General features: G+C 51.5%; 14 protein-coding genes. 8 read left to right on the top strand and 6 right to left on the bottom strand.

Features of this window, described 5'->3' with window-relative positions; genetic code table 11:
- The first annotated feature begins 105 nt into the window (after positions 1-105).
- A complete protein-coding gene (gene parC, locus CFK45_RS05785) occupies positions 106-2,355 on the top strand; it encodes a DNA topoisomerase IV subunit A (RefSeq protein ID WP_096085471.1) in 2,250 nt (749 codons plus the stop codon).
- A 180-nt stretch (positions 2,356-2,535) separates the two neighbouring features.
- Entirely contained in the window at positions 2,536-2,781 is a 246-nt protein-coding gene (locus CFK45_RS05780) for a PilZ domain-containing protein (RefSeq protein ID WP_096085470.1), read from the top strand.
- Between the two features lie 32 nt (positions 2,782-2,813).
- Here the strand turns inward: CFK45_RS05780 and CFK45_RS05775 are convergent, their stop codons facing one another.
- Both CFK45_RS05775 and CFK45_RS05770 read right to left on the bottom strand, forming a co-directional pair.
- Positions 2,814-3,440 carry a replication protein P gene (locus CFK45_RS05775; protein ID WP_096085469.1) on the bottom strand — a complete coding sequence of 209 codons (627 nt, stop codon included), beginning with the start codon at positions 3,438-3,440 and terminating at the stop codon, positions 2,814-2,816.
- Entirely contained in the window at positions 3,406-4,671 is a 1,266-nt protein-coding gene (locus CFK45_RS05770) for a DnaT-like ssDNA-binding domain-containing protein (RefSeq protein WP_239923571.1), read from the bottom strand. Before CFK45_RS05770 ends, CFK45_RS05775 begins: the two co-directional genes overlap by 35 nt.
- Before the next feature lie 147 nt (positions 4,672-4,818).
- Between CFK45_RS05770 and CFK45_RS05765 the strand changes: the two genes are divergently transcribed.
- From CFK45_RS05765 to radA, 4 genes are all read left to right on the top strand, one after another.
- Positions 4,819-5,343 (top strand): RNA polymerase sigma factor, encoded by a 525-nt coding sequence (locus tag CFK45_RS05765; protein WP_096085468.1) that lies wholly within the window; start codon positions 4,819-4,821, stop codon positions 5,341-5,343.
- Positions 5,336-7,417 carry a vWA domain-containing protein gene (locus CFK45_RS05760; RefSeq protein WP_096085467.1) on the top strand — a complete coding sequence of 694 codons (2,082 nt, stop codon included), beginning with the start codon at positions 5,336-5,338 and terminating at the stop codon, positions 7,415-7,417. Before CFK45_RS05765 ends, CFK45_RS05760 begins: the two co-directional genes overlap by 8 nt.
- A 103-nt stretch (positions 7,418-7,520) precedes the next feature.
- Positions 7,521-7,988: an NADAR family protein gene (locus tag CFK45_RS05755; protein WP_096085517.1), complete on the top strand. Its 468-nt coding sequence runs from the start codon at positions 7,521-7,523 to the stop codon at positions 7,986-7,988.
- Between the two features lie 32 nt (positions 7,989-8,020).
- Positions 8,021-9,385 (top strand): DNA repair protein RadA, encoded by a 1,365-nt coding sequence (gene radA / locus CFK45_RS05750; RefSeq protein WP_096085466.1) that lies wholly within the window; start codon positions 8,021-8,023, stop codon positions 9,383-9,385.
- Positions 9,386-9,459: 74 nt separating this feature from the next.
- Here the strand turns inward: radA and CFK45_RS05745 are convergent, their stop codons facing one another.
- From CFK45_RS05745 to CFK45_RS05730, 4 genes are all read right to left on the bottom strand, one after another.
- Positions 9,460-9,741 carry a hypothetical protein gene (locus CFK45_RS05745; protein WP_096085465.1) on the bottom strand — a complete coding sequence of 94 codons (282 nt, stop codon included), beginning with the start codon at positions 9,739-9,741 and terminating at the stop codon, positions 9,460-9,462.
- 481 nt (positions 9,742-10,222) lie between these two features.
- Positions 10,223-10,906 (bottom strand): transporter, encoded by a 684-nt coding sequence (locus CFK45_RS05740; protein ID WP_192870738.1) that lies wholly within the window; start codon positions 10,904-10,906, stop codon positions 10,223-10,225.
- A 163-nt stretch (positions 10,907-11,069) separates the two neighbouring features.
- Positions 11,070-12,173, bottom strand: coding sequence for a linear amide C-N hydrolase (locus CFK45_RS05735; protein ID WP_204378424.1), 1,104 nt, complete (start codon positions 12,171-12,173; stop codon positions 11,070-11,072).
- Between the two features lie 162 nt (positions 12,174-12,335).
- The gene (locus tag CFK45_RS05730) at positions 12,336-13,457 is read right to left on the bottom strand and encodes an OmpA family protein (protein WP_158224612.1); all 1,122 of its coding nucleotides are present in this window, start codon (positions 13,455-13,457) and stop codon (positions 12,336-12,338) included.
- A 117-nt stretch (positions 13,458-13,574) separates the two neighbouring features.
- On the opposite strand from CFK45_RS05730, the gene CFK45_RS05725 reads away from it, so the two are divergent.
- Positions 13,575-14,624, top strand: coding sequence for a hypothetical protein (locus CFK45_RS05725; RefSeq protein WP_158224611.1), 1,050 nt, complete (start codon positions 13,575-13,577; stop codon positions 14,622-14,624).
- A gap of 49 nt (positions 14,625-14,673) precedes the next feature.
- Positions 14,674-15,906, top strand: a complete 1,233-nt coding sequence (locus CFK45_RS05720; RefSeq protein WP_158224610.1) for a BamA/TamA family outer membrane protein — start codon at positions 14,674-14,676, stop codon at positions 15,904-15,906.
- Positions 15,907-15,909 lie beyond the last annotated feature (3 nt).

Genomic DNA, 15,909 nt, shown 5'->3' with positions numbered 1-15,909 from the left:
CTGCTGCCGGCTTTGAGTCTTTAAGACCGGTTCGCAAATTGAAGCGAATCGTGGCTTCTGATATAACGCAACGCGACTTTTCATGCTCATGCACAGCGATCAACTATGTCTGACCCTGCGATTTTTGCCGACGAACAGATTTCTTTAAAGCAGTACACCGAAAAAGCCTATCTCGACTATTCGATGTACGTCATTCTCGACCGGGCCCTGCCTCACGTGGGCGACGGCTTAAAGCCGGTGCAGCGGCGCATTGTTTACGCAATGAGTGAGCTCGGCCTTAAGGCTTCGGCAAAATATAAGAAGTCGGCGCGCACCGTCGGGGATGTGATAGGTAAATACCACCCGCACGGGGACAGTGCTTCTTATGAAGCGATGGTGTTGATGGCGCAGCCGTTTAGCTATCGTTACCCCCTTGTCGACGGTCAGGGCAACTGGGGCTCGCAAGACGATCCAAAAAGTTTTGCCGCGATGCGTTATACCGAGGCGCGCCTGAGTAAATTTACCGAGGTGTATCTGAGCGAACTCGGCCAGGGCACTGTCGACTGGATGCCCAACTTTGATGGCACGCTCGACGAGCCCAAGGTGTTGCCTGCCCGCGCTCCGGCCGTGTTATTAAACGGCGTCACCGGTATTGCGGTGGGGATGGCCACCGATATCCCGCCTCACAATTTGCGCGAAGTCATCAACGCCACTGTGCACTTGCTCGAAAACCCCAATGCAGGTGTTGCCGAGCTTTGTGAATACATTCAGGGTCCGGATATGCCGACGGAGGCGGAAATCATTACGCCTAAGCCCGATATTCAAAAGATCTATGAAAGTGGCCGCGGCAGCCTCAAAATGCGGGCGCTGTGGCACAAAGATGACGGCGATATTGTCATTACCGCGCTGCCACATCAGGTCAGCGGTGCCAAAGTGCTTGAGCAGATCTCCGCGCAGATGCAGGCAAAAAAATTGCCGATGGTTACCGACCTTCGCGATGAGAGCGATCACGAAAATCCAACGCGCCTGGTGATTGTGCCCAAGAGCAATCGCATCGATGTCGATGCTCTGATGGCGCACCTGTTTGCGACAACCGACCTTGAACACAACTACCGGGTCAACTTAAACCTGATTGGTATAGACGGGCGACCCCAGGTCAAGAGCCTCGATAAAATACTCAGCGAATGGTTGAGCTTTCGCATGGTCACCGTGCGCCGGCGTTTGCAGCACCGCCTCGATTGGGTCAATCGCCGCCTGCACCTGTTGGACGGTTTGTTGATTGCGTTTTTGAATCTCGATGAAGTGATTCACATTATCCGCACCGAAGATCAGCCAAAGCAGGTATTGATGCAGCGCTTTGAGCTCAGTGAAGATCAAGCCAATTATATTCTCGATACCCGCTTGCGCCAGCTGGCCCGCCTTGAAGAAATGAAAATTCGCGGCGAACAAGAGCAGCTGAGCACGGAAAAAGACAAGCTCGAACAAATTCTCGGCTCCGCCCGCCGCCTCAAGACTCTAATTCGCAAAGAGTTGCTAGAAGTTGCAAAAGACTATGGCGACGAGCGCCGCTCACCCCTGGTTGAGCGCGATGAGGCTCAGGCCTTCAGTGAAACCGACTTGCTAAGCTCCGACCCGATCACCGTTGTGCTCAGCGACAAGGGTTGGATACGCGCCGCCAAAGGCCACGACATCGATCCCGAGAGCCTGAATTACAAAAGTGGTGACAGCTATAAATTTGCCGCGCGCGGTAAAAGCAATCAAAACGCGATTTTGCTCGATAACTTTGGTCGGGCCTATAGTTTGCCGGCGCACAGCTTGCCCTCGGCGCGCGGCCAGGGTGAACCGGCTACCGGCCGTTTGAACCCGCCGAGCGGTTCAAGTTTTCAGGGCCTGTTGATTGGTGATGATAAGCAGCGCGTGCTGCTGGCCTCGGACGCCGGATATGGCTTTATTACTACGCTGGCTGAAATGCACAGTAAAAATAAAGCCGGTAAAGCGTGCTTAAGCCTGCCCAAAGAGGCGCGGGTTATGCCACCGCGCTGCTTTGACAGTGTCGAAGACAGCTGGTTGGCGGCCATTACCAACGAGGGGCGTTTACTGGTTTTCCCCGTTAACGAGATGCCGGAGCTCGGCCGTGGCAAGGGCAATAAAATCATCGGTATTCCAAGTGCGCGTGCAGCCGCCCGCGAAGAGCTGTTGATTGCGCTGGAAATTATTAAACCGGAACAGGAGCTCAAGGTATTTAGTGGCAAGCGCCACCTGGGCTTAAAGTTCAAAGACCTCGAGCACTACTTCGGCGAACGCGGACGCCGCGGCAATAAACTGCCGCGCGGTTTTCAAAACGTCAGCGCTGCGCAAATCGTTTCACGCACTTAAGCCGGGTTAAGTGGCCGCTGTTGAGCGGTGGCTCAGCGCGAATGCCATCTGCTTCACATTTTGCGCCATCGTTTGTCGGTGGCGTTTACTTCGCTGTGCGCCTGGGGCTAAGATCAGTTCAATACAGGAAGATAGACAAACAACCGCGCTCATTGTGGTGACAGAAAAAAAGAGGTCGTAATGTCTGGTTTTAGACGTTTCGGCAGGAAGCCCTTCGTCGGAGCCGTAAAGCTCCAGCACGATGCATTCGGCGAGATGTATGCCGAGACTCAGGATGTTAGTGAAAGTGGATTATTTGTACGCGACGCCAATTTGCGGGAGCAGTTAAATGTTGGCGATTTATTAAACGCTACCTTAGAAAATATTCAGCACGAAATGAAAGTGGTGCGCCTGACTCGCGAAGGCGCGGGTTTAGCTTTTGTATGAATTAGCTTGGCTCGCTGCCTAGAGCCGTATTTTTATTCCCCCGCGCCGCCTGCTTCATCGCCGTCAAACAGCGCCTGCATTTTCTCCATATACTGCCTGCTGGTTTCATCGGATGCCGGTTTGTATTCAATTTGTTGTTTTATCTCAGGCTTTGGCAAAATTAGTTGTTCACCTGCCTGCACCCGCTCGCGCAGCGCCAGGTAGCGCTCTTTAAATACCGGTAGTGCAACATTTTCAGCATTGCTCTGTAAAAAGTGCCAACCGACATCGCGCCCGGCAAAATAAACCGCCGGGTGGCTCCAGTTCTGTTCAAGCTTGGGTGAAGCCGCGTTGCAGGCTTCGGCATAGGCGCTGTGCACATCGGGCAGGGCGCGATTGCTCAAGCGCTCACAGTGGTTAAGCATGGTTTTTAAGGTGGGTAAAAACTCAGAGCTTTTGACGATGGCCATCGACGCTTCAAGCACGGTTTGTGCAGGAAAGCTGCGCAGCGTTTCCAGCCACAGGCGCTTAACAGCAATTACATCTGCTTCCTGGGCGTAGGCCTTAAAAAACTGGTTGTGATAATTGCGCTTGAACAGAGCAAAGCTCTGGTTCAGGGCGTCGACCAAGGCGTTTTGTTGGCTGTTAGTTTGCCCAGCTTCTGTCGGTGAGTTCTTCATCTAAACCTATATCTCGGGTTGATCGACTTGGGTGAGGCGAGTTTGCGGTTGAGGCCTCGTGGCGCTGCGCCCACATGCGTTTTATATGTTGCAGGTATTTTGTATTCCACGAGCCGCAGAGCTGACCCCGGTCGCGCCAATATATGACAAACTCGGGAATTAGGCTCTGCGCAAAACTCAAGTCAATATTGGCCAGGCGCAGCACATCAAACACATCTTTGGATGGTTGCCAATTTTCGCTCATCGGTCTCGGGTCGGTATTGTGCTCGATTGCCGCTGTGTATTTGGCCCACTGTATACGCACGTGCTGGACAAACTTGGTATTCCAGGTTGTGTGGCTTTCGCCCCGCTCGCGCCAGTACAAAATAAATTCTGGAATGGCATCCTCAACAAAGGCGCGCTTAATCCCGGCTTTTTCAACAAGGATTTCAAGTGCGTCGGCGCTCGGCTGCCAGTTGGCCATTATCGGCGCCTGCTGTTGTTCGCGAAAACGCTCGCTTTCGAAATCGCGCCACTGGCGCAGGCAGTGTTGCATAAATTTGCTGCCCCAGCTGTGGTGCCTGTCGCCGCGCTCGCGCCAGTAGGTTACAAACTCGGGGACTTGGCGCAGAGCAAAATCCTGCGAGATATTGTGCTGGGCTAACTGCCCCAGTGTGGCTTCATCTGGCTGCCAATTGGGGGCGATAAAATTCTTGCTTAAAAAATGAGCGCCAGCTTGTTGCCCCGGCGCAGCTGTGTAAGCCGGCGGGTTTTGCCGGGCGGCGGCCGGTGCTGGGCTGTTAAAATCACGCGGGCTTGCCGGGCTTAAGGCGGCACCGGCTTGAGCGTTGACCACCGGTATCGAGCTGACACGATTGGCACCGCGAGGTTGTTCAGCCAGTTGTTGCTGTACTTTTTCGTTAAAGGCGAAGCGCAGCAGGCCCGAACTCTCAATCGGTGCTGAACTGACAATCAACACGCCTTTTTCTCGCAAGTTTGTGACGATGCGCTGGAGATCGCGCTGATTCCAAAATGGAAATAACTCGAGTAACTGATCGAGTTGCAGTTGGTACCAGTAAAAGTCGCCGCTGCTGTGACCGCGCTCGTAGTTAACTCGTTCGGCCAGGGCCGCGAGCATACAGGCTTGCTCAAGGCCCAGAGTCGCGGCCAGAGAAGGGTAAATAAGCAGGGGTTTTTCAGGAATCAGAGAGCTTGGCATGCGGGTCATTCTACCAGTTTGCTCGGTCTGCAAAGAACTATTTTCCAAGGAAAGTTAGTATCGCAGCGTCTTATCGCTGTACCTTTCACTACAGCCGTTAACTCAAAACGATGCGTGAAGCCTGTGGCACAATGTTCGATTAGCCGCGCATTTAGATAGCGGGCACGACTTAACTTATATATGCAACAAATAGACGAACAGTTAATACGGGATAGCCAGCGCGGCGACGCGGCGGCGTTTGCTCGTCTGTTAAACCTTGTTTACGAGCTTATCTATGGTTTTGCCTTGAAGTTACTGGGCAAAGTTGAAGACGCTGAAGATTTAACTCAGCAGGCCTGTATCAAGTTGGCCAAGGTGATCCGTCAGTTTCGCTTTGAGGCCGCATTTACAACATGGCTGTACCGGCTGGTCTACAACCTAAGTCTTGATTGGCGGCGAAGCCAGAAGCGCCATCAGGCTGAGCCTTTGGGCGAATATGAGCCGCCAAAAACAAGTGGCCAGGGTGAGGCCCAGTTGGAGCTCGAGCGAGTGCTGGCGCTGGTGAGCACGATGGGCAAGGGCATGAAAGAAACCTTGATTCTGGTCTACGCAGAGGGCTGCACCCACAAACAAGCCGCTGATATTTTGGCTGTTAAAGAGAGCACCGTGAGCTGGCGCCTGCATGAAATACGTAAACGGCTCAAAGAGGAGGCAGACTATGAATGATGAACAGTTAAAAGAGTTGTTTGCCAGAGCAAAGCAGGAGCGAGCGGAGCAAGCGGAGCAAGCGAAGCCCGAGGCCAAGCAGCGCGCGATTGATGCCGCGATGGCTGAGTTTTCGGCCGCAGGCTGCGCCGATAAAAAAGATTCAAAACCGAGCCAAGCATTATTTGCTTGGCTGCGTCTTAGTAGGGCAAAGAGCTCAACAGAGGACAGCTTTATGAATCGTTATTTTTTACCCGGCATTGTCGGCGGCGCCGCCACGGTTTTTTCTTTATTGTTTATTGTCGTGCTTGTTGATTTTGATGTGAGCCAGCGGCCCCTTAGCAATGATGGCGAGGCCCTTGTCGCCGATATTAACTCGCCCGAAGCTGAGCCTAGGCTTGAGGAAGAGCTGATTGTAACGGGCTTTCGCGCAGAGCCGTCGAAGCAGACTTATGCCGAGTCTGCAGCAGCGGCTCCTGCATTGGCTGAAGCGGCTCCGGCAGTGGCTCAAGTGCCTGGGCACGAGGCGCCTGGCGTCGACTCGATAGCTTCTAAGCCGGTGTCTAAGTCAATGTCCAGGTCGATGTTGTTGTCTAAACAACAAATTGCCCCGGCGGCGCCAGCGGCAAACTACGCTCAAGCGTCGTCTGATCTGTTACCACCAGCGCGGCAACAGGCGTTCCGGGATCAATTTGAGCACGCCGAACTTAGCGGCATTAAATTGGTAAAAAATGAGCCGGTGTCGACGTTTAGCATCGATGTTGATACGGCTTCATACAGTTATGTCAGGCGCACTTTAAATGAAGGGCATCTGCCGCCGGCTGACAGTGTGCGCATCGAAGAGATGCTGAATTACTTTGACTACAACTACCCCGCGCCAACGAATGCTAAGCAGCCGTTCAAAGCCAGCACCTGGCTGAGTGCTAGCCCGTGGAACAAAGGTAAAAAGTTGCTGCATATTGGTATTAAAGCTTATGAGCTCGAAGGGCAGGCCCAGCCTAAAAGCAAGCTGGTATTTTTACTTGATGTCAGTGGTTCGATGAATAGTCCGGACAAACTGCCGCTGGTTAAACAGAGCATGAATCTGCTGCTCAGTAAGTTACACGACGACGACTCAGTTGCAATAGTGGTGTATGCCGGGGCAGCGGGCACGGTGCTGGAGCCAACCAAAGTCAAAGACAAACAAAAGATACTCAGCGCTTTAAACCGCCTGGAAGCTGGCGGCTCTACCGCTGGTGCAGAAGGGATAGAGCTCGCCTATCAACTGGCTGAAGCTCAGTTTGATAAAGATGCGGTAAATCGTATTATTCTCGCTACCGACGGTGACTTTAATGTCGGCATTCGCGATCGCGAAACCCTGAAAAATTTTGTCGAACGCAAGCGCGCTAAGGGCATATTTTTAAGTGTGCTCGGTTTTGGCCGCGGCAACTACAACGATCATTTAATGCAAGAGCTGGCGCAAAATGGCAATGGTGTTGCGGCTTATATTGATACGCTCAGTGAAGCGCAGAAAGTTCTTGTTGAAGAGGCCCACGCGAGCTTGTTCCCGGTGGCCAACGACGTAAAAATTCAGCTCGAGTTTAACCCCGCCCAGGTCAGTGAATATCGCCTTGTCGGTTATGAGACCCGCGCTTTGCGCAATGAAGACTTTAACAACGATAAAGTTGATGCCGGCGATATCGGTGCGGGCCACAAAGTGACAGCAATTTACGAGCTGACGCCTGCGGACTCGGCCGCGCAAAGCCACGAGCCTTTGCGTTATGCGAAACCAAGCAAAGCTGCTGCACCCGCTGATGGCGAGTGGGCCTTTGTCAAAATTCGCTATAAACTGCCCGGAGAGACGCAATCGAAGCTGATAGAGCAGCCGGTAACTAAAGCTCAGCAGCAAGTGCCCGCGGAGCTTAAGCAAGAATTTGAATTTGCCACGGCGGTGGCGGGTTTTGCTCAGCTATTAAAAGACGAGCGCTATGTGCACAGCTGGGGTTTTGACGAAGCGCTAGAGCTGGCCAAAGCGAATCGAGGTGAGGACGACTTTGGTTATCGCTCGGAGTTTGTGCAGTTAATTCGCAAAGCCCAGGTGGCGAAGGCGATGTGAGTTTTGTAAATTGCCCTTTGCTGAGCCGGGCCACAGCAGTACGGATGCTGCTGTAAAGCGCACAGTTTGTGTACTCTTATTAAATAATTACCTAGGTTTTAATGTGTTTGAACCCGATTTAACAAAAGAAAACGCCATTAAATTCAGCCGCTTTGATGAAGATAATGCCCTTTCAACCTGCTCGCGCCACCCGATAGTACTTGAAGATAAAAACTGGCTTACGGCCGAACACTACTACAGTGCCAGTATTGTTATGTCATCGTACTTGCGGGCCAATATAGAAAAGGCCGAAAGTGGCTTGAAAGCTGCCAAAATGGCTGATCCCTGGTATCGATTTAAAATAAAAAACTTCAAAAAACTAAGAGCGGTGTTAATGACCAGGGCGCTGTACACCAAGGTACAGATGTACGATGAGGTAAAAGACGCGCTGATGGCCACCGGTGATCAATTAATTATTGAAACCTCGCTGTACGATTATTACTGGGGCATAGGTCGTGATGCGCGGGGCGTCAACCAGCTCGGTTTAATCTGGATGGATATTCGCAAAAAATTAACTGAGCAGGCCGCTTAGTTCGCCCATTAAAACAACAATACGATTAAGTTATGGCAAAAAATAAAAGCGCTTTTGTCTGCAATGACTGTGGCGCGGACTATTCCAAGTGGCAGGGCCAGTGCAGCGAGTGCGGGCAATGGAACACCGTGGTTGAAGTGAGACTCGGCGCAGCCAAAAAAAACAACGCAAGCTTTAAGGGCTATGCCGGTGGTGGGCAGAGCAAAGTTGCCAAGTTAAATGAGATTAAACTCGATGAGCTTCCGCGCTTTTCTTCTGGCATGGATGAGTTTGACCGTGTACTCGGCGGCGGTTTTGTTCCTGGCTCGGTGGTGTTAATTGGTGGTCATCCGGGCGCGGGTAAAAGTACCTTGCTGTTGCAGACCTTGTGCGCTCTGGCCGAAACGCAGGCGGCTCTGTATGTAACCGGCGAAGAAAGTCCCCAGCAGGTAGCGCTACGAGCACAGCGTTTGAAATTGCCCATGGACAAGCTCGATTTGCTCTCGGCAACCAATGTTGAAGAAATTATTTATCAGGCCGAGCAGCTACAGCCCAAGCTGTTAGTTGTTGACTCGATTCAGGTGATGCACCTTGAGGGTATCAGCTCGGCGCCGGGTTCTGTGTCTCAGGTGCGAGAGAGCGCCGCGGCGCTCACGCGTTACGCCAAACAAAGTGGTGCGGTGCTGATTTTAGTTGGCCACGTTACCAAAGACGGCACCTTAGCGGGGCCAAAAGTACTCGAACATATTATCGACTGTTCAATTATGATTGAAGGCAGTCACGACAGCCGTTTTCGCACCTTGCGTGGTCACAAGAACCGCTTTGGCGCGGTTAATGAACTCGGCGTATTTGCGATGGGCGAGCTCGGTTTAAAAGAAGTCAGCAACCCTTCTGCTATTTTTTTGCAGCGCAGTGAACAAGTCAGCTCGGGCTCCATTGTGATGGTGGTGTGGGAGGGTACAAGGCCGCTGCTGGTCGAAATTCAGAGTTTGGTCGACGACTCCAGTTTTGGCAATCCGCGCAGGGTTGCCGTTGGCCTTGAGCAAAATCGTTTAAATATGCTGCTGGCCGTGCTGCACAAACACGGCGGTTTAATGCTTGGCGATCAGGATGTCTTTGTCAATGCTGTTGGCGGAGTCAAAATTGTCGAAACCAGTGCCGATTTGGCGCTGATTTTAGCGCTGGTCAGCAGCTTTCGGGACAGAGCCCTGCCGCGCGACTTGGTTGTTTTTGGAGAACTGGGTTTGGCCGGAGAGATTCGCCCCGTGCCGAGTGGCCTTGAACGCTTAAAAGAGGCGGCTAAACACGGCTTTACCGAGGCAATTATTCCGGCGGCAAACGCACCGCGTGAACCGGTGGCGGGGCTGAAAATTAAAGCGGTGAAAAGCTTAAGCGAGGCACTGGCGGCGATAGAGTAGTACCGGCTGAACCGGTACTACTGATGCTGTCTAATCGCTGTTTTTAAACAGGTACTGCGCTTAAGTTGCGATGCTTAGATAGCGCTCAGCTTAAGATTGCTTTTAGGGCTGATTTCCAGCTGCACTTTTTGGCCATCTTTTAAGCGGCGAACTTGCAGCTCTTTGGTGTAACGCAGAGTGCGGGTCTCACCACTTTCAAGGTTAACAAATGTGATGATGCCGGCGTCTTTATCAATATCTTTGATCTGAGCTTCGATGCTAACTTTCTGCACTGGTGTTTGATCAATGCTGACAGCAGCCATAGCCACACTGCTGAATAGAGCTGTAGATAAAATAAGACCTTTTACGATGTTCATAGCGGATATCTCCAAAAATTTAAGCAAAAAATGAATAAGTAATGCGCTACGCGTATGTTGCTATTGGTAACGCGATTGCTCCACATTGCCTGCTTTTTGTTCGTTATCCGATCAGGCGTAACTAAAGGTAACGCTTTTCCGTGACGCTTTCATTAACTTTGTTGTCATCAAGGCCAAAGAGAGTCTGTGTGTGTGTGAAAGTGTGACTGGTTTCGAATTTTTCTTGGCTAAAGGGCTTGCTAGTTGATGTTTGCTGAGACTTAGCTCGCTAAGTGTTACCGAGCAGATTGAGGCAGTGTGAAGGTGGGGCTTACAGATTAGAGCAGGCGTCGCCGTTGGCTTGGCCTGCTGGGCCTGAATATCCGCCCCGATGCGTTACTTATCGCTTATTTAGCTTGCTAAACTGCGCTCAAAATGCCTTTCTGGTCGAATACTCAGGCTCCAGCAGAGCGTATTTAATTTGTGTTAACAGGGGCCCTAGTTATTTGTCTTTAAGAAATACCCAGGTGACATTAAAGCGAAAGCCGGTGCCTTCCGGGTCGGCCGGTGCGCTATCGGCCCAATAGCGGGCTCCAACTTGAAAGCTAAATATTTGCCCGGCGATAGGCACTACCTGGCTTAGCATTAAGTTCACCGGAACCGACTGAGTGTCGTTTTCCCAGTCGATAATGCTTTCTGAATTTAAGAACAGCGAGGTCGCCGTGTGCCAGGTGTAACCGGCAAAGGGCTGTAAAAATGTTTCGTTCACACTCTCTCTGTCGTCATCGCCGGCGACGTCGAGCAATTGGTTAACCAGCATGCCGTAAGTCCAGCCGTGCTCTTGTTTTAGAACCACCGCTGTTGGGCCGAGGCTCCACTTTTCGCTGCCGAGCTCGGGCTCTGAAGCCACCGGCAGTGACAAGACCGCGCCAAAACCGTAAAGCCAGCCGTGATATGGGTCGTCCGGAGAAAAGAACACACTTTGCAGAATATCGGCGTTGCCGTTAATGCTCTGACCGTGGCCGCTATCGATATTGACGATGGGCAAGATGGTGCGCGAGACAATGCTCCAATCGTCGTTGAGTGTAAACGGTACAACGGGCTGGATATTAGTTAAATCGCGGCTGCTGCCGTCGATGCCGGCTAGTTTCTCATCGTAGTTGTATTGCACCGGCACGCTGATCATATGCGCAACCGGGTTGCTGAGCTTTTTGGCTACTTCAACATTGCGCGCGTGGCTTAAGCTGCTGGTTAGATAAAAGAGTGCAAAAAAAAAAGGGCGTACTGTATTTCATTTTCAATCTCTTTAATAAAGCTCAGAAGGGGCCGGTGACCCCTTCGCTTAGCATTTACATCAATTGAGCGCTCATATCGACAAAACCCTGCTTAGTTTTGCCGGTGCTGAGCTTGATAACTTTGTTGTTGTTTGGGTCAAAACTTTTCAGGTCGACCACTCGTATGGTCTGATCTTCGTAGGTTTTCCAATAGTATTTGAGCTCTTTGGGGTCGCGCGCGACAGTGATCATGGTGTAGTCGCTGAGTATTTTTCCTGCGACTTCTTCGCGGGCAATACCGACAGGAATATCAAAATTATTTAGCAGGTGAAAAACCTGTTTAACGCCATCTTCGCTATTTGCCGATGGGATAGCTGTCAGACTGAAGACAGTGGCGCGTACAAAGCGCGACGGAGGGGTAAAGTCGCCGGGTAGACCAAGCATGCCGCTGCCCTGGCCAAAGGCCGAGAGCTTGGTGCCGTTGATGTTAAGAGCTTCCTGATTGTTGGCATCGAGAGCAATATAGTTATTCAGGTTGGTCAGGTGCCAGTCGTGGGTCGGTGAGTTGGCCATCGAGCCAAAGGGGTTGTCGTAGACAACAAGCTCGCCGTTTAGCGGCTCGACAACAATGCTTTTGCCGCTGGTGTCGTAAAACACGTATTTAAACGGCGGCGCTTCGTCGCCAAAACCTTTAACAATAAAACCCGTGACAACAACTTCGTTGTTTTTTATGGCTTTTTGTAGCTCGTCGATATTCTTAAACTGGCCGAGCGCCCAAGACATAAATTGAGATTGTGACAGGGCTTTGTGTTTATTGCTTGAGTCAGTTTTGGCGTAACCGGCGTAGCCGGGGAAATAAAAGGCGCCGCCGGAAAGGCCTTTTTCATTCATGCCGTCGAGGTAGCCCGGCACACCAAAAGCGATGGTGCCAACGGAGCTGTATTTGGTTTTAAACGGCATGCCCGGGCCGTGGGCAGTATTGCCGGTAACGCTGTAATTGCGCGGGGTAACAACGATATCGGTATCGATAAAATAGCCGAACTCGGCCGTGCGGCCGTGAACAAAGTTGTTGTCTTTGGTTTTTAACATCAGCCCGGTGCAGGCGTAGGTTGTCAGTGCCAGGCCTGTGCCGAAGATGCACAGCAGGGCCACCGCCCAGCGAAATGCGGAAGTATTCATCCCAAGTTCTCCTTGCGTCAAAGCGCTAAAACTAAGTCTGTGTACTGCGGTTTTTATAGGGGCTAAAAGCGCGCCCCGGTTTGGATTCGCCTTGCCACTTACGATAGTGGTAAGCGGGAGTGAGGATAAGTCCGCCTGCCTTGCAGGCGGACTTAATAGCTATTAGTCGAGGGTTTTCTCAACGGTAGCTTTGGCGCGAGCGGTAACACGGCGGTTAGCTGCGCGGCCTTCGGCAGTGGCGTTGCTGGCGACAGGGTTGGCTTCACCGCGACCGATAGAGGTCAGGCGGGTAGCGTCGGCACCGTAGTCGTTAACCAGGCTGTTGACAACTGCATCAGCGCGTTTTTGAGACAGTTTCAGGTTGTACGAGGCGGCACCGCTGCTGTCGGTATAACCTTCAATCACAACTTTAGAGTGAGGGTAGTCGCGCATAAAACCGGCGATCTTCTTCAGCTCTTCGCGGCCGGAAACAATTTCAGCGCTGTTGTTGGCAAAGGTTACTTCAAGCTCAGAAGTAATGTCTTCTTTGATAACTAAGTAGCAGCCTTTGTCGTCAACTTTGGCGCCGGCGTTGCTGCCTGGGCACTGGTCTTGAGCGTCGACAACACCGTCACCATCGCTGTCTTTGTTTTTGTCACAGCCGTAGCTGTCGACCATGGTGCCGGGAGCCGTGCCCGGGCAGTTGTCCATCTTGTCTTCGATGCCGTCGTTGTCACTGTCGATAAATGCAACCGCTGCGGCTTTTTTCGAGCTGCCACCGATTAAAATTTGCAGGCCGAGGTTAGCCGTGTACATTTGGTGGCTGTCGTTCAGGTCGTAGCTTGCGCGAATGTCACCGCGCAGTGCCAGGTGCTGGTTGAAGTTGTATTTCAAACCGAGACCAAGGTCAGTCATATCGTTTTTAATATTGTTGATATCGTCGCCGTTGACTTGCAGTTGGCCCGCACCAAACACGATGTAAGGGTTGAAGGCGCGGTTGTGCATCAGGTCATAGAGCACATCCAGGCGAAACTGCTCAACGTCGAGATCGCTGTCGAGACCGTTTACACTGCTGTCACCGCTCTGCCAAGCGAATTCAAATGACCAAGGGCTGCTGGTTTGGTAACCGAGACCGAGGCCCGCGTGTTGGTCGTCGTCTAGCTTGACCCCATTGAAGTCGTACCAGCTGTAACCGATCATAGGAGTCACAGTTACACCGCTGGCGCGCTCGTAAGCTTGGGCGCTGCTAAGCGTGGTGATAGAAAGGAAGGTAGCAATACCAAGGTTTCGGATCGTGCGCATCATTGTTCTCCATATTAATGTATGCGTAAGGCTTGAGCTGGCATGGTAATCCATTTGTATGTTCTTTTGGTGACAAATCTTTGTCGCTTCATCAGTTTAAACTTGATTTATGAGCATAAAATGACGGTAAAAGGAACTCAGGTGCCAATTATGTTTCGCTTTATTATTTCTTCAGTAGCGCTAACGCTTATTTCGATCTTTTTTTCTTCGTTTTTAAGCGCAGAAGAGACGAGTCGTTTGTCTAGTTCGACTACCGTGCGCGGAGGCGAAACCTATCCGACACTTGAGGAGCGGGCGCTGGGGACGGCGCGAACAGACCGTGACACAGAAGCAGAGCCCTGGCCGTATTCACTGCCATTTATGGCTCAACAGGTGATTGATCTCGGTTTTGACTTACCGCGGCCCTACGGCTTTGCGATTATTCCCAACACCGTGCGCCAGGATTTAATCTTGACCGATCTCAGTGTGCGCATTAATGACGGGCAAGAGTTGCCGATAGACTTTGTCGACTTTGGCACGCCGCGCATTGAAAACCAAAATGTGCAATTAAAAGCCGATGCATGGTTGTTCCCGTTTATGAATGTCTATGTCACTTACGGAAAAATGCAGGGCCAAGGTGAGATACCGATAAGCATTGCCGGTGAGGATTTACTCGGCTTTTTAGGCATAGATTGCAGCGGGCTTTTGGCGCCGAAGGCCTGTGCTAGAAGCTTCAGTGGCCTTGCTGAACCGAGCTATCGCGGCTCAAATGTTAGCCTCGGCACTAATTTGGCAATGGGCTGGCGCCAGTTTTTTGTGACGCTGCCGATGACCTATGCCTGGACCGATGTCGATATTGTCGAAAAAACCGTCACAGCCATTAATATTAGCCCTCGTTTTGGTGTTACCGGTGATGTACAGCAGATGGGCACTCTCGCGGTTTATGCGGGCGCAACGTATTTAGATACCGATGTACTGCTGCCCGGTCGGGTTAGTTTTGATACCTCTGATATTCCCGGTCTCGGCGATCAAACCGATGTCGATTTTAATATTCGTCAAGAAAATAAAGACAAGTGGAATTTACTGCTTGGTTTTAATTGGGATATCAGTAAGGCTTGGTCCGTTCAAAGCGAGCTCGGTACGCTCGGTTCGCGCGACAATTTAATTATGTCTGTGACCTATAGGCCTTAATATGCAAGCGGCTCGTGAGTGTTGTTTACGTTTAAAATGTTTTGCTGGTGTGCATAGTAGAATCGATTTTAGCTCTGCTGCGGCCCGCCGGGCGCTGGTTGTTTTTTTGTTGTTAGCTTTAGCGAGCACTGGCAACAGGGCCTATGCCTCACAGTTTTTTGACCCGCTTGACGGCAAGTTAGATTTTTCAACCTTCCTGTCGCAAAACGCCTACGGATTTTTACCTGTGCCGATCATTATTACCGATCCGTCCGTCGACGGCGGCCTGGGTATGGCGGGTTTGTTTTTTAACGAGAGTGAAGAAAATAAAAATAAGCGCCTGCAGGCGATGAAAAATGCACAGAGCAATGCCGGTAAATATTTATTGCCGCCAAACGTGACGGCTTTGGCCGGCGCCTATACCGGCAATGACAGCTGGTTTGTTGGCGGTGGTCATTTGGGCTTTTTCCGAAACGGTGCGATTCGTTATGCCGGCGGCGGCGGTGGCGGCAGTATTAATCTGGATTTTTATGGTTTTGGTTCACTGCAGTTGCCCAAGCCTATTACGATAAATACCGAAGCCCTGGCGGTGGTGCAAAGCTTGAAGTTTCGCGTCGCTGAAAGCCGTTGGTTTGCCGGGCTGACTCAAAACTATATTAAAGCAGAGCTCGGCCCAAAAAACTTGGGCTCACTCGATAATGTGCTGCCGCCAGAGTGGTCTGATGAGCTGAAACAACTGCTGACGGTTGATGTAACAACCTCTGCGCTCGGCGTGGTGCTTGAATACGATAGCCGCGATAATATTTTTACGCCCTTGCACGGCTATCAGTATCAGCTTAACTGGAAAAAGTTTGACGAAGCGCTCGGCAGTGATCTGAACTACGATCTCAGTAGTTTTCAGGGTTTGAATTTCTGGCCCTTATCTCGGCGTTGGAATCTCGGTTTAAAACTGCAGGCCGAGCAGGCAGCCAATGCCGAGTTTTTACCGCCGTTTGCGCTGCCCTCGATTCAGTTGCGTGGCATTCCTGCGATGCGTTACCAGGGCATGAAGGTGGCGATGGCCGAAACCGAGTTGGGCTATGCGCTTAATTCGCGCTGGAGAACGCTGGTATTTGCCGGCAGTGGCCTCGCTGCTACCAGCGGCGAAGACTTATTTGATACGCCCAAGCGCAATGCCTATGGCCTGGGTTTTCGCTATCGCATAGCGCGCCGCTATGGCATGGATATGGGGATGGATTTCGCTGAAGGGCCCGATGGTTTAGTTTGGTACATTACCGCCGGTTCCGCCTGGACCAGTATTTAATGA

The sequence above is a fragment of the Agaribacterium haliotis genome (assembly GCF_002312815.1).
GTDB classification, from domain to species: Bacteria; Pseudomonadota; Gammaproteobacteria; order Pseudomonadales; family Cellvibrionaceae; genus Agaribacterium; species Agaribacterium haliotis.
Note: the sequence above shows the minus strand (reverse complement) of the source record. Positions and strands in the feature narration are given on the sequence as shown.

Excerpts from the sequence above, each read along its gene's own strand:
- parC (WP_096085471.1), top strand. The coding sequence starts at position 106 with ATGTCTGACCCTGCGATTTTTGCCGACGAACAGATTTCTTTAAAGCAG.
- CFK45_RS05735 (WP_204378424.1), bottom strand. The coding sequence starts at position 12,173 with ATGAATACTTCCGCATTTCGCTGGGCGGTGGCCCTGCTGTGCATCTTC.
- CFK45_RS05765 (WP_096085468.1), top strand. The coding sequence starts at position 4,819 with ATGCAACAAATAGACGAACAGTTAATACGGGATAGCCAGCGCGGCGAC.
- CFK45_RS05745 (WP_096085465.1), bottom strand. The coding sequence starts at position 9,741 with ATGAACATCGTAAAAGGTCTTATTTTATCTACAGCTCTATTCAGCAGT.
- radA (WP_096085466.1), top strand. The coding sequence starts at position 8,021 with ATGGCAAAAAATAAAAGCGCTTTTGTCTGCAATGACTGTGGCGCGGAC.
- CFK45_RS05740 (WP_192870738.1), bottom strand. The coding sequence starts at position 10,906 with ATGATCAGCGTGCCGGTGCAATACAACTACGATGAGAAACTAGCCGGC.
- CFK45_RS05780 (WP_096085470.1), top strand. The coding sequence starts at position 2,536 with ATGTCTGGTTTTAGACGTTTCGGCAGGAAGCCCTTCGTCGGAGCCGTA.
- CFK45_RS05725 (WP_158224611.1), top strand. The coding sequence starts at position 13,575 with ATGACGGTAAAAGGAACTCAGGTGCCAATTATGTTTCGCTTTATTATT.
- CFK45_RS05730 (WP_158224612.1), bottom strand. The coding sequence starts at position 13,457 with ATGATGCGCACGATCCGAAACCTTGGTATTGCTACCTTCCTTTCTATC.
- CFK45_RS05775 (WP_096085469.1), bottom strand. The coding sequence starts at position 3,440 with ATGAAGAACTCACCGACAGAAGCTGGGCAAACTAACAGCCAACAAAAC.
- CFK45_RS05760 (WP_096085467.1), top strand. The coding sequence starts at position 5,336 with ATGAATGATGAACAGTTAAAAGAGTTGTTTGCCAGAGCAAAGCAGGAG.